Origin of the sequence: Kitasatospora sp. NPDC051984, from assembly GCF_044593455.1 — a bacterium.
Classification (GTDB): domain Bacteria; phylum Actinomycetota; class Actinomycetes; order Streptomycetales; family Streptomycetaceae; genus Kitasatospora.
In genome coordinates this window covers 99,545-111,804 of the sequence record NZ_JBIUCB010000007.1, presented here as the reverse complement: position 1 = coordinate 111,804, position 12,260 = coordinate 99,545, and the positions used below count along the sequence as shown (strand labels likewise).

Genomic DNA, 12,260 nt, shown 5'->3' with positions numbered 1-12,260 from the left:
ACGCGATGAGACGGCTGGATCACGGTAGCGGCGTGTTCGGTGGCGCCGGGCGGCGTCGGCGGCACCGGAGCCGGTCGGGTTGGGTTCACACCTCAGCTGTCGTGCCCGACCGGGCCCGGGTTCCCGCCGTTCTGCCGATGCCGGTCAGATCCGACCGGCGAAGGTGAATCCGGCCTGATCCACGGCCGCGCGGACCTCGCCCTCGTCGGCGTCGCCGCTGACGGTGACCCGGCCGGCCTTGGCGTCCGCGACGACGTCGGTGACGCCGGGCAGGGCGACGAGGCCTGCGGTGACGGTCCGTTCGCAGTGGCCGCAGCTCATTCCCTCGACGGCGAAGACGGTGGTGCCGGTGGTGCCGGTGGTGACGGACATGCGTACTCCCATGGACGTGATCGGTGAATGCGGATCCACGACAGCGCACTCCGCCCGCCGGTAGCACCGGGACACGCGGCCCGATGCCCCCATCGGGTGGACCCGGGAACCGTTCACGCCCCACCACCGACGTCGCTCGACGCACGGAGCTGCGCGAGACCGGCGACACCGTTCACACCCCGCCGGGGGACGCTGGAGCGCCCCCCGTTCGCGGGGAACCGTTCAGGCCGCGCAGCCGACCGCCAGGGAGTCGGCGTGTTCGGCGTCCGCGAGCTTGCGGATCAGCACCCCGCGGGCCCGGTTGACCCGGGAGCGGACGGTGCCGATCGGGCAGCCGGTCAGTTCGGCGACCTCCTCGTAGGGCAGGCCGAGCAGCGCGGTGAGGACGAAGGCGTCGCGGCGTTCGGCGGGCAGCGCGTCGAGCAGTTCGCCGAGCGCGATGCCCTCGTCGAAGCCGGGCAGGTGGTGGGGCTGGACCTGTTCGGCGGCGCTCTGCCAGTCGTCGGTGTCGAGCAGTCGCGGCCGGCGGGCGGCGAACCGGAACCGGTCGACGACGGTGCGGCGGGCGATGGAGAGCAGCCAGGTCCGGGCCGAGGAGCGGCCCTCGAAGCTGGGCAGGCTGCGCAGCGCGCGCAGGTAGGTGTCCTGGGTGAGGTCGTCGGCGGCCTGGGGTTCGCCGCTGAGGTGGGTGACGAACCGCCGGACGTCGGGGCGGGTGGCGCGGACGAACCGTTCGACCGCGGCGGGGTCGCCGCTGCGGGCGGCCAGCGCCCAGGCGGTCACGGTCTGGTCGTCGGCACGCGTCCGGCCGGTGACGGAACGTGACGCGGGAAGAGCGGAAATCATCTCCGGGTGTCCTTGCTCGGGAGACGGGAGCGGCCGGATCGGGCCGCGAGGCCGGCCCGGGGCGCGCGCCGACGGCACCGGTGCCCGAGCAGGGGCGTGCGGTGGTGGGGCGGAGCGACTCCGGGGTGTGACGTGGCCGTCAGGCGACGGCGGTCACCACCGGCGGTCCCCGCGTGGCAAGGGAGTGGACGAGCAGCCGCGACCGCGGCCGCCACCCCGAGGCCCTGGACCGGCGCGAGCGCAACGGCACCCAGGCGGGCCGAACGACGCCGAGCAGCAGCAGGACGGGCGCGAACAGCCGGGCGGCAACCGTCCGGGCCAGCCCGTGCACGGCGCGCTCGCCGGCGGCCAGCCACAGGCCGAGCAGCAGCGCGGCCAACAGGTGCGCGGCGAGCATGCCGCCACCCCCGCCACCGTGCGGCCCGGCCATCGCCATCGCGTGGTGCGCCATGCCAGGCATGTCCGACATCCCGGGCACACCTGCCATCCCGGGTGGATCGGTGAGCGCCGCCACCGTCCCCGGGTCGAGACCGGCGGCCTCGATCAACCGGGCGGCCTGTTCGTCGGTCAGCGGCCCGGCGTTGCACAGCAGCAGGTGCGCCCAGCGCGCGGCGAGCCCGTCCGTCGCGGCAGGGGCGGCAGCCGGAGCCGCCGTTGCCTGCCCGAACGAGAACGCCGTGTGCAGCGCGGCCTGGACGCCGACGGTCAGCGCGGTGACCAGCAGCGGGCCGCGCTCCCTCCGGGCCGTCAACCAGCCCAGCCCGGCGACGCCGCCGAACGCGGCGGCCAGCACCCAGACGGCCACCGGCTGCCCGGACATCAGCACGTGCGCGACGGCAGCGAGCAGCACGCATCCGGCCGCGAACACCGCAGCCCGGCCTGCCCGTACCACTCGCCCAGCCTTCATGACGGGCTCATCATCACATCCTTCACACCCGCCGGACCCCGCCCTCCCCCACCTGTCGCCCACCCGCACGACTATGACGACCGTCACACCAACTCCCCGGGAACCAGGCCGCCTTCCCCGCCGACCACTGGTCTGCGACGGCCTTGCGCCACCCTCCGAACGGGGCAGGCGCCACCCTCCGGACGGGAGACCCGCCACCCACCGGACGGGAGACCGGCGAGGTCTTCAGCTTCCCTTCAGCTTCGCCCGGCCATGCTGCTGACCGGCCCTGTTGCCGCACCGGTGTCGGCCCTGCCGCCCACCCTGTTGCCGCCCGGCCACCGCAACGACCCCGCGCGGCCGGGCCGCGCCACCGAGAGGAGTGCCGCCGCTGTGGGCGCCACGACGACGATGACCGGGACCGACCGGCTGAACGGGCAGCGCCCCGCTCCGCTGTGGAGCAAGGTGCCGCAGGTGACGGCCGGCTTCTGGGTGGTGAAGGTGCTCACCACGGGGATGGGCGAGACCACCTCCGACTACTTGGCGCGCACGCTCGGTCCGATTCCGGCGGTGGCGGGTGCCACGGTGCTGCTCGCGGCGGCGCTCTTCGCCCAGGCGCGGGCCGGCCGGTACCGGCCCGCGGTCTACTGGGCGGCCGTGGTGATGGTCAGCGTGTTCGGCACGATGGCCGCCGACGTGGCGCACGTGGCGCTGGGGGTGCCGTACGCGGTCTCGGCCGCCGCGTTCACGCTGGCGCTGGCCGCCGTGTTCTGGGTGTGGCGCCGCACGGAGGGGACGCTCGCGGTGGAGACGGTGCGCGGCGGCCGCCGGGAGGTCTTCTACTGGACGGCGGTGATGGCGACCTTCGCCCTGGGCACCGCTGTCGGCGACCTGACTGCCGCCACCCTCGGCTGGGGGTACCTCCCGTCCGGCCTGCTGTTCGCCGCCCTGATCGCGGTGCCCGCGCTGGGCCACCGACTGCTGCGGCTGCCGCCGGTCCTCGCGTTCTGGTGGGCGTACGTCCTCACCCGCCCGCTCGGCGCGTGCTTCGCCGACTGGGCCGGCGTCAGCCGGGAACGCGGCGGCCTCGACCTGGGCACCGGCCCGGTGAGCCTGGTGCTGGCCGTGGTGATCGTGGCGGCGGTCCTCGCCCTGGCGTCCGCCGACCGTCGGCGCCGCTGACGGTCGGCGCCACTGACGGTCGGCGGCGCCGACGGACCGCCCCGGCCGGTGCCCGCACGCGAACGCGGACACCGGCCGAGCGGGGCCTAGAAGCCGGTGAGCGGAGCGTCCTGCGGCGCGGCCTGCCCGCCGACGGAACCGCTGACCGGGGCGCTCAGCGCGACGGTCTGCCCGGTGAGGGTGGTCTGCACGAACTGCCAGGTGATCCCGTTGATGACGCCCTGGTCGAGCGGGGCGAGCTGGGCGAACGCCGGCTTGCTCAGGTCCAGGTGGGTGGAGGCGCAGGACGGGCACTTGTCCTTGACCGGCAGGGTCAGCGTCTTGCCCTGGTACGTCACCTTCACCGAAATGCCCTTGCAGACCGGGTCGTTGTTCGGGTTCGCGGTGGTCCACCAGCTGGCGGGGACGGCGACCAGCATCTGGGTGCCGGCGTTGATCTGGGTGCCGCAGGCGCCGTAGCCGGTGTCGGTGAAGTAGGTGGCCATGCCGGTCATCGGTTTGTTGATCGGTATCGCGGCGCCGGCGGGGCCGGCAGTCAGCGCGAGCAGGGCGGCTGCGGCGAGCGGGGCGCCCGCCAGCAGCCTGAGGTTCCTACGGGTGACACGCATGCTTCCTCCGCATCGCAGCACTCGATGTGGCAGTGGCAACTCGCCGAACCCGAATGGGAGTTCGGCGATCGCACTGTCACCGGGAGGCACCGAACCTACGGAAGCGACCGTTCGCGGTCCACACTTTTGACAAGTTGTCATGGCCACAACTCGGTAAACTTTGCCGGACCACCCCTCGAAGGGCCCTGCGTCAGGACGCGACCACGTCCAGGTGGTAGGTGGTGTCCACCTCGAAGTCCCCGGCCGTCCCGTTGATCGCCAGCACGTAATGCCCGGGCGTGAGCGGCTCCAGCGCACCCCACAGGCCCCACGCGACCTGTGGGAAAATACCCACCATGAACCGCCGGGAGGCGAACTCCCGCAGCGGCAGCGGGATTCCGTTCAGATCGGCCTCGGCCCGGGACACGTCCATCCGCCACGGACGCGCGGAAAAGCCCAGCGCCGGACGGGTGGTGTTCAGGACGGGGAAGAACAGCGGCTTCCCGGCGGGGATCTGGCACCGCCGGACCACCCGGCCGCCGTACGTCCCGGCCAGGAACCAGACGTCCGACGGCTGCTGCCAGCCGGCGAACTCGCCGGTCCGGTCCGCTACCGGCGAGCTCTCCTCCGGCGCCGACAGCGCCCACTTCCACCAGCGCGCCGCCAGCTTCCCGCCCTGGTCGGGATCCATCGCCCCGACACCGTTCTCCTGCAACACACCCTCGCCAGGTCAAGCCCTCACCGACGCCCCCACCGGGCGCCGATCCGGGCCAGACTCTATCCGCCGCCATCCGATCACATTCGGTCAACCCCCAGGTCAGGAAGCGTCCTCCCGACCCTCCCGACCCTCCGCACTCTCCGGCCCCTCCGCACTCTCCGGGCCCTCCGCACCCTCCGCACCCTTGGCACCGTGCGCGAAGCGCTCCCGCGCGGTGGCGCCGCGGCGCTCGATCGGCAGGGTGCCGGTGGCGGCGCCGAGGCCGTACGGCGGCATGTCGCCGTAGATCGACTCGTAGGAGCCGGGCGGGACGATGTACGTCTCGTGCCAAATCCCCACGTGCTGACGGGACTTGCGCTCGAAGCGGTTGATCATCGCCCAGGCCTTGCGGTGCAACTGCTGCGGCGCGGCGGCGTACTTGAGCAGTTTCTCCTCGGACTCCCAGTACTGGACCACGTAGTACGTGCGCGGCGAGCCGGTGAGCAGCTGGTAGCCGAGCAGTCCGCTCTGCGGGTCGCGGGAGAGTTCGCGCAGCATCCGCGGCATCGCGAGGAACACGGGCAGCCAGTGGTGCGGCGCCCAGAAGTGGTTGATCCGCATGCCGATCAGGAAGAGGACGACGTTCCCTTCGGCGGCGGCGGCGGTGGTTCGGCCCGGTATCGGCTTGGCGAACATGACATCCCCCTGTCGTCGGACCGTCCGTGATTGGATAGCCCCACTCATCAATGCCTTGGATAGTGACACTCGCCGACGGAGGCCACAAGAGGATGCGCCTGGCAGATCTCAGCGAAAGCAGCGGTGTCTCCCTCGCCACCATCAAGTACTACCTGCGCGAGGGCCTGCTCCCGCCCGGCCGCCTGATCAACACCACCCAGGCCGAATACGACGAATCGCACCTGCGACGGCTCCGCCTGGTGCGGGCGATGATCCAGGTCGGCCGCATCCCGGTCGCCACCGTCCGGGAGGTGCTCGCGCACGTCGACGACGACTCCCTCGGCCTCACTCTCCGCCTCGGTGCGGCCCTGAGGACGCTGCCCCACCCCACCGAGCCGACCCTCGCGGCCGACGAGGACCAGCCAACTGCCGCCGCCCGCAAGCTCGCTGACGATCTGTTCACCCGCCTCGGCTGGTCCGCCCCCTGCGAGGTGGGAGACCTCTCCCCCGCCCACCGGGCCCTGGTCGCCGCCCTCGCCACCCTCGGCCGCCTCGGCTACCCCCTCAGCGCCGACGACCTGCTCCCGTACGCCCGCTACATGGAACAGGCCGCCGTCTACGACCTCGACCGCATGGAGGTCCTCCCCACCCCCCAGGAGCAGGCCGAGTACGCGGTCGCCGCCGCCGTCCTGTTCGAACCCGTCCTCCTCAACCTCCGCCGCCTCGCCCAGGCCGAGCAGTCCGGCCGCCGCTACGGCCTCTAGCCGGTGACTTCGCGGGTGGGGTTTTAGGTCTCCAGCCAGCGGGGTCGGGTTTCGTCGATGTCGAGGAGTTCGAGCAGGTGTGCTTGGACTCCTTGGCTGATGAGGATGACCGGTGGGCTGGTGGCGGTGCCGGGGCGGAGCATGAGGCTGTCGAGGTGGTAGAGGATCATGCGTCCGGTGGGGCGGACCCGGCGGTTGTCGGGGTAGAGGCCTGTCATGGTCTGCTCGGGGCCCAGGGCCTGGCGGACTTGACGTTCGATCAGGCAGAACACCAGCAGGGCCAGGCAGATGACGGTGATCAGGGCGGCGATGCGGCGGTTGTGCTCCAGGAAGATCGGCGCGACCGCGAGAGGGCCCTTGAAGTCGTTGTAGCGGCGCTCGACCACGTTCTGGCCCTTGTAACGCTTGAGGACCTCGGACGCGTCGGCCTGCTCGGGAGTGAGCCGGGTGACCAGGGCGTACCAGCCGTCGGTGGCGGTCTCGGCATCCAGGACGTCCTGGTCGAAGTGCCAGGCCAGCAGCGGCCGCCCGTCGGGGTCGGTGGTGACCTCGGTGCGCAGGCAGTTCGTGACCCGGCGGGTCTTGGCGATCACGCCGATGCGGGCCTCGACCTTGGCCGCGGTGTTGTAGAAACGCCCGCCGGCCGAGCGCTGCAGCTTCCCCAGCTCTTCCGCCGCGCGGGCCAGGCGTTTGGCGCGGGCGGTCTGTTGGCCCTTGGCGTTGCCGGTGGAGTGGACCAGGATCCTGCGCAGCCGGTGCTGCGGGTCGCTCTTGCGCGGCCCGGCCATGACGTGGACGTCTTCCAGGACCCGGTAGGACTCGCGCTGGCCGGTGGGGGTGTTCCGCTCCCGGTCGCGGTCGTTGACGTAGTCGACCAACTGCGCGGATTCCACGTCCAGGGCGGCGTAGACCTCCGCTTTGACCTGGGCTGCCGGGAGCGGGGCGACGAAGTCGACCTTCGCGTCGAGCAGCGCGGTGATGTTCGTGTAGGACACGAGTTTGGAGTCCGCGACGAGCAGGAAGTCCTTGCGGTCGGCGATCTTCCGCAGGGCCTTCATCGCGCCGACGACCTGCGCGACCTCGCCCGCGCCGCCGTCGTGGACGCGGTGGAAGAGGGGGATCCCGCCGTCGCGGCTGACGGCCAGCCCGGCCTGGATCTGCTTGAGATCCACCCGCCGGTCCTTCGGGTGGCCGTATCTGACCTGCGGAAAGCCCTCTTCCTGGTCCTCGTAGGCGCCGAACAGCGACATGCTGGTCATGTCCCAGTGGATCTGGGCGGTGTCGACACCGAACTCCGCGATCGCCTGCGCGCCGATGGAGCCGGTGATCTCCTGCAGATGTGGCGCGATCGCGTCGAGTGCGCGGGCGAGCCGGTCGTCGTTGAGCAGGTCCGGCTCGACCCCGAAGACCTCCTCGACCGCCCATGCCCGCGCCCAGTTGCCGACTCGCACCATCGAGGTCGGCGAGGACAGCCGGTTGGCGACCAGGACCTCGATCACCTGCCCGTGCGTGAGGTGCGCGACCTCGCGGATCGGGCACAGCTCGTCGATGATCCCGGCCACGTCGAGCCGGCGCAGAAACTCGGCAGAGGCAGGCAGAGCGCCCAGACGCCTCTCGATCACCGGGGCCAACTCCACCGTCATGCGAGGACGCCGGACCCGGGAACGACGCGAACGAGATATCGACACGTCCTGCCCAACGACCCACCCCCGCCGAAGTGCCGGCCAGATCATCAGTTCATCCGAAACGGTTACGTGCGGAGGATGGGTCTAGCATGGTGAGCCGGCTCGCCGACCGGGCCCCTGTTGTGGTGTCAGCCGTGGTACTCCCAGCCCTCGACGCAGAAGCAGGCCGCGCTGACCGAGGTGTCTCCGGCCCGCTCTGCTCGTGCCCACACTTGGGAGTCACCCGGGCCGGAGTGGCTCATCCCGAACCGCAGCGGGCCCACGCCCTCCAGCGGCTTGCACTGCCAGCGCGGCCGGTCTGCGTCGGGGACCACCGCCCACGGCCCCGCCTCGGCCGGCCTGTCGCGGAACCCCAGCCGGTCGGCCACCGGCTCGGCGTTCCAGAGGTCTTCGGCCCATCCGGGGCCGGTCGCCGGCAGGCCGGTGATCACCGTGTCCCTGCGCTGTACGTACCCCTCGGGGGCCACGCCCCACTCCTGCGCAACGTCCAGGGAGACGCCCCAGGCCGGCACCGACCAGCAGCTCCGTCCCGCCATGGGGCCTGTCCAGCGACGGAGCAGCACTTGACCACCCGAAAAGCCGCTCACCGATCCAGCAGGATCCGAGAGGGAGGCAGGCCCGACCGGTTCGGATTCCGCCAATCTCCGGACGGCGCCCGGGTGTTCGCCCCGCGCGGGCCGTCGCCGCAGCTCGTCGGCGGTGGCCGCGCCCGGCCTCCGCCCTCACCGATCGACAGACCGCCGACCGCCCGCGAGGTGGAGCCACGGCGTACGCCCCCGGCGCGCATGTCCTGATCACGGCCACCGGGCGGTCCGGGTGCGGACAACCGCCCACCTACCGTCCCCCGCCGCTGGTACACCAACGGTCGGGCGCGGCGGGCGCCGGACCGACGAGCGGAAGGGACTGGGGCGGCGATGAGCGACGACGCGGTCAAGGTCGTGCTGTGGATTCTCGCCCTGGGCGCCGCCATCGTGGTGCTGAAGGCGGCCTGGGGGTGGGCCGCCGCGCACCTGCTGTACCTGGGCATCGGCCTCGGCGGGATCGCCCTGCTGGCCGCCGCCACCGCCACCCTCTACGTCCGGGCCACCGCGCCCGGTTGGCTGCCCGCCGTCCCGAACCACCCGGCGGTGGCCGCGAGTTGGACGGCGGACTTCACCCTCGACGACTTCGTGAACTCCGCGCCGCGCGGCTTCGAGGAGATGTGCCGGGCGCTGCTCGACCGGGATGGCTTCTCCGGCGCGCTGCGGGTCGGCGGCGCCGGCGATCTCGGGGCCGACGTGATCGCGCGCGACGAGGACGGCCGGAAGGTGGTCGTCCAGTGCAAGCGCTACCGCCGCCCCGTCGGCAGCCCCGAGCTCCAGACCTTCAACGGCACCGCCCGGCCCGTCCACCGGGCGAGGATCGCCATCGTGGTCGGCCTGTCCGGATTCACCGCCCCGGCCCGCAAGCTCGCCCACCAGCAGCGCATCCACCTGGTCGACCGGGCCGCGCTGGAGCGCTGGGGCGCCGGGGAACACCTCTACGACATCCTGGACATCGCCGCGTAACCGTCAGCCGAGACCGAGACCGAGGCCGAGGCCGTCCAGGACGGTCCGCGCCCCGGCGGTGAACGCGGGGCCGGCGGGAGTGGTGTCGCGGGTGGCGAGGGCCGCGGCGAGCAGCGGAAAGGCGTCGGGGGTGGGGCCGGGGGCCGCGCCCTGGTGTTCGAGTTCGAGCGCGCCGATCGTGTAGGCGACCAGCGCGTGGAGGGCCGCCGCGCGGGCGGGGTCGTCCAGGCCGGCATCGGTGAGGGCCTCCAGCAGGCGTTCGCGCCAGCGCAGCGCGGGCCGGCAGGTGCGGTGATGGCGGATGGCCAGCGGCAGGACGCCCGGGTGGGCGCCGACCGCCTCGCGCATCAGCTCCAGCAGTGCGAGCACCCGCGCGCGCGGCGTCGGCTGCTCGGCGGCGGCGCGGTCGAGGACGGCACCGAGCGCCAGGTCGACCACCAGGCACTCCACTTCCTCGCGGTCCTCGACATAGCGGTACAGCGCCATGGTGCGGCGGTCGAGTTCGGTGGCGACGGTGCGCATGGAGAGCGCGGGCAGGCCGTCGCGGTCGATCACGGCGAGCGCGGCGGCGGCGATCTGGTCGTTGGTGAGAGAGCGGGGGCGGGGCACGGGTTGACAGCGTACGGCATACGCCTACAGTTTAGGCGTACGGTCTACACCTACGAGGGAGCCCAGATGTCCCGCCTCCGGATCGGCACCGCCGCCCCGACCGTCCCCACCACCGACACCACCGGCGCGCCCCTCCCGCCCGTCCCCGCGGGCGGCGTCACCCACCTCCAGTTCCGCCGCTTCGCCGGCTGCCCGATCTGCAACCTGCACCTGCGCCAATTCGCCGTCCGCCACCGGGAGTTGCAGGAGGCCGGGATCCGGGAGGCGGCCGTCTTCCACTCCCCCGTCGAGGAACTCCGGCCGTACGCCGACGGTCTGCCGTTCGCCCTGGTCGCCGACCCCTCGCAGCGCCTGTACCGCATGTACGGCGTCGGGCGCGGCGCTCGCGCACTGCTCGACCCGCGGGTCTGGCCCGCCATCGCGCGCGCCGTGCTCGTCGGCATCCCGCTGGTCCTGCGCGGCCGCGAGCGGCTCCCCGCCGCCCGTCCGCTCGGCGGCCGGCTCGGGCTGCCCGCCGATTTCCTGCTCGCGCCCGACGGACGGGTCCTGGCCGCCCACTACGGCACCCACGCGGCCGACCACTGGACGGTCGACCAGGTGCTCGCGCTGGCCGCGACGCACCGCGGAGCGCCGCTGCACCAGCCGAACTGAGAACACACGATTGGACTCCGCCCGGCCGGGCACCCGCGAAGTGACTCCGTCGGACGGCTCCGACGGCGAGGAAGGGAGCCGGCGCCATGGACGAGATGCCGCAGGGCGGCGCGGGCGGCGTACCCACGCCCGAACAGGACCGCGAGGCGCTCCGCGAAGAGCGCCGGGCGAAGGCCCGCACCGACGCGCCCGAGGAGCAGCGCGAGGACCACCGCGCCGAGGGCCGTCCGCCGACCGTCGGGCACGATTGGCCGAGCGACCAGGCCGAACCCGTCGGCGTGCTGCACCGGCGGCCCCGCGAAAACTACCGCGCGGAGGGACGTCCGCCGACCGTCACGCACGACTGGCCGGACGACCAGGCCGAACCCGCCGACAAGCACGGGAAGCGGCACAAAGGGGCCGCCGGCCGCTGAAGCCCGGGCCCGGCCGGGCGCGGGGGCGGTCCGCCCGTGCACATGGGTGGCGACCGCGATCGAGGTCGGCATGCACCGGCACCACCTCTACCCCTGTTGACCCTGGGCTTTCCCTACCTTCGGTGATCGCCGAGTCGACGCCCCAACGGGTGCCGGCGACGAGTACGCGGACCGGCCGGAACGAGTGCGCTGCGCGTACAAGCGGGGCGAACCCGGGTTCCTAACCTGGGCTTTACCCCCCTTCGACCACCGAGAGGCCGCCCTTCACCATGTCCCACTCGCAGTCCACCCCCAGCCCGTTCCTCGAGCCGCAGGCCCGGGACTTCGCCGAGGCCACCGCCAACCCGCCGTACCTGTTCGACCTGGGTCCGGAGGAGGGCCGCAAGGCCGTCGACGAGGTTCAGTCCGGTGAGGTCGAGCTGCCGGCGATCGACGAGGAGTGGATCACCGTTCCCGGCGGGCCGACCGGCTCGGTGCGGGCGCGGATCGTCCGCCCGGCCGGGTCCACCGGCACGCTGCCGGTGATCCTCTACATCCACGGCGCGGGCTGGGTGTTCGGCAACGCGCACACCCACGACCGCCTGGTGCGCGAACTGGCCGTCGGCGCGGGCGCGGCCGTCGTCTTCCCCGAGTACGACCTCTCCCCCGAGGCCCGCTACCCGGTCGCCATCGAGCAGAACTACGCCGTCGCCCGCTGGATCGTCGCCGAGGGCGCGGGCGAGGGCCTGGACGCCACCCGCCTCGCGGTGGCCGGCGACAGTGTCGGCGGCAACATGTCCGCCGCGCTGACCCTGATGGCCAAGGAGCGCGGCGACGTCCGCCTGGTGCAGCAGGTGCTGTTCTACCCGGTGACCGACGCGTCCTTCGACACCCCGTCGTACCACCAGTTCGCCACCGGCTACTTCCTGCGCCGCGACGCCATGCAGTGGTTCTGGGACCAGTACACGACCGACGAGCAGCAGCGCGCCGAGATCACCGCCTCCCCGCTGCGCGCCACCGTCGAGCAGCTCACCGGCCTGCCCCCGGCCCTGGTCATCACCGGCGAGGCCGACGTCCTGCGCGACGAGGGCGAGGCCTACGCGAACAAGCTGCGCCAGGCCGGCGTCCCCGTCACCGCCGTCCGCTACCAGGCCGTCATCCACGACTTCGTGATGCTCAACGCCCTGCGCGGGACCCATGCCGCGGAAGGCGCCATCAGCCAGGCCATCGCCATTCTGCGCACCGCCTTCGGCACCGCCTGAACACCGCCTTCGGAACCGCCTGAGCACGCTCGACCCACTCGCCGAGCCCGCTCGATCCACTCGCCGAGCCCGCTCGATCCACAAGCAGCGCCCGCTCAACCCACA

Annotated in this window: 15 protein-coding genes; 6 read left to right on the top strand and 9 right to left on the bottom strand. The window is 72.8% G+C overall.

Going from position 1 to position 12,260, the window contains the following annotated elements; all coding sequences use genetic code 11:
- Positions 1 to 144 precede the first annotated feature (144 nt).
- The 3 genes from ACIHEI_RS16300 to ACIHEI_RS16290 all read right to left on the bottom strand — a co-directional run bounded on the left by ACIHEI_RS16300 (position 145) and on the right by ACIHEI_RS16290 (position 2,125).
- Entirely contained in the window at positions 145 to 372 is a 228-nt protein-coding gene (locus ACIHEI_RS16300; protein ID WP_387864169.1) for a heavy-metal-associated domain-containing protein, read from the bottom strand.
- Between the two features lie 222 nt (positions 373 to 594).
- Positions 595 to 1,218 (bottom strand): sigma-70 family RNA polymerase sigma factor, encoded by a 624-nt coding sequence (locus tag ACIHEI_RS16295; protein WP_387646868.1) that lies wholly within the window; start codon positions 1,216 to 1,218, stop codon positions 595 to 597.
- Positions 1,219 to 1,357: 139 nt separating this feature from the next.
- The gene (locus tag ACIHEI_RS16290) at positions 1,358 to 2,125 is read right to left on the bottom strand and encodes a PE-PGRS family protein (protein ID WP_396607054.1); all 768 of its coding nucleotides are present in this window, start codon (positions 2,123 to 2,125) and stop codon (positions 1,358 to 1,360) included.
- Positions 2,126 to 2,515: 390 nt separating this feature from the next.
- Between ACIHEI_RS16290 and ACIHEI_RS16285 the strand changes: the two genes are divergently transcribed.
- A complete protein-coding gene (locus ACIHEI_RS16285; protein WP_387864396.1) occupies positions 2,516 to 3,286 on the top strand; it encodes a hypothetical protein in 771 nt (256 codons plus the stop codon).
- 86 nt (positions 3,287 to 3,372) lie between these two features.
- Here the strand turns inward: ACIHEI_RS16285 and ACIHEI_RS16280 are convergent, their stop codons facing one another.
- The 3 genes from ACIHEI_RS16280 to ACIHEI_RS16270 all read right to left on the bottom strand — a co-directional run bounded on the left by ACIHEI_RS16280 (position 3,373) and on the right by ACIHEI_RS16270 (position 5,266).
- Positions 3,373 to 3,894: a cysteine/serine endopeptidase inhibitor gene (locus ACIHEI_RS16280; protein WP_392945752.1), complete on the bottom strand. Its 522-nt coding sequence runs from the start codon at positions 3,892 to 3,894 to the stop codon at positions 3,373 to 3,375.
- Between the two features lie 190 nt (positions 3,895 to 4,084).
- Positions 4,085 to 4,564, bottom strand: coding sequence for a hypothetical protein (locus ACIHEI_RS16275; protein WP_396607053.1), 480 nt, complete (start codon positions 4,562 to 4,564; stop codon positions 4,085 to 4,087).
- A 126-nt stretch (positions 4,565 to 4,690) separates the two neighbouring features.
- A complete protein-coding gene (locus tag ACIHEI_RS16270) occupies positions 4,691 to 5,266 on the bottom strand; it encodes a DUF4188 domain-containing protein (RefSeq protein WP_396607052.1) in 576 nt (191 codons plus the stop codon).
- A 92-nt stretch (positions 5,267 to 5,358) separates the two neighbouring features.
- On the opposite strand from ACIHEI_RS16270, the gene ACIHEI_RS16265 reads away from it, so the two are divergent.
- Positions 5,359 to 6,009: a MerR family transcriptional regulator gene (locus ACIHEI_RS16265; protein WP_396607051.1), complete on the top strand. Its 651-nt coding sequence runs from the start codon at positions 5,359 to 5,361 to the stop codon at positions 6,007 to 6,009.
- Between the two features lie 23 nt (positions 6,010 to 6,032).
- On the opposite strand, the gene ACIHEI_RS16260 is transcribed toward ACIHEI_RS16265, so the two are convergent.
- Positions 6,033 to 7,631, bottom strand: coding sequence for an IS1634 family transposase (locus ACIHEI_RS16260; RefSeq protein WP_396607050.1), 1,599 nt, complete (start codon positions 7,629 to 7,631; stop codon positions 6,033 to 6,035).
- 191 nt (positions 7,632 to 7,822) lie between these two features.
- Positions 7,823 to 8,230, bottom strand: a complete 408-nt coding sequence (locus ACIHEI_RS16255) for a hypothetical protein (RefSeq protein WP_396607049.1) — start codon at positions 8,228 to 8,230, stop codon at positions 7,823 to 7,825.
- A gap of 378 nt (positions 8,231 to 8,608) precedes the next feature.
- Between ACIHEI_RS16255 and ACIHEI_RS16250 the strand changes: the two genes are divergently transcribed.
- A complete protein-coding gene (locus ACIHEI_RS16250; RefSeq protein WP_396607048.1) occupies positions 8,609 to 9,241 on the top strand; it encodes a restriction endonuclease in 633 nt (210 codons plus the stop codon).
- Between the two features lie 3 nt (positions 9,242 to 9,244).
- Here the strand turns inward: ACIHEI_RS16250 and ACIHEI_RS16245 are convergent, their stop codons facing one another.
- Positions 9,245 to 9,850, bottom strand: a complete 606-nt coding sequence (locus ACIHEI_RS16245; RefSeq protein WP_396607047.1) for a TetR/AcrR family transcriptional regulator — start codon at positions 9,848 to 9,850, stop codon at positions 9,245 to 9,247.
- Positions 9,851 to 9,916: 66 nt separating this feature from the next.
- On the opposite strand from ACIHEI_RS16245, the gene ACIHEI_RS16240 reads away from it, so the two are divergent.
- The 3 genes from ACIHEI_RS16240 (at position 9,917) to ACIHEI_RS16230 (ending at position 12,155) form a co-directional block, all read left to right on the top strand.
- Positions 9,917 to 10,501 carry a peroxiredoxin-like family protein gene (locus tag ACIHEI_RS16240; protein ID WP_392945740.1) on the top strand — a complete coding sequence of 195 codons (585 nt, stop codon included), beginning with the start codon at positions 9,917 to 9,919 and terminating at the stop codon, positions 10,499 to 10,501.
- Positions 10,502 to 10,587: 86 nt separating this feature from the next.
- Positions 10,588 to 10,914: a hypothetical protein gene (locus tag ACIHEI_RS16235; RefSeq protein WP_396607046.1), complete on the top strand. Its 327-nt coding sequence runs from the start codon at positions 10,588 to 10,590 to the stop codon at positions 10,912 to 10,914.
- 269 nt (positions 10,915 to 11,183) lie between these two features.
- A complete protein-coding gene (locus ACIHEI_RS16230) occupies positions 11,184 to 12,155 on the top strand; it encodes an alpha/beta hydrolase (RefSeq protein ID WP_396607045.1) in 972 nt (323 codons plus the stop codon).
- The last annotated feature ends 105 nt before the right edge of the window (positions 12,156 to 12,260 follow it).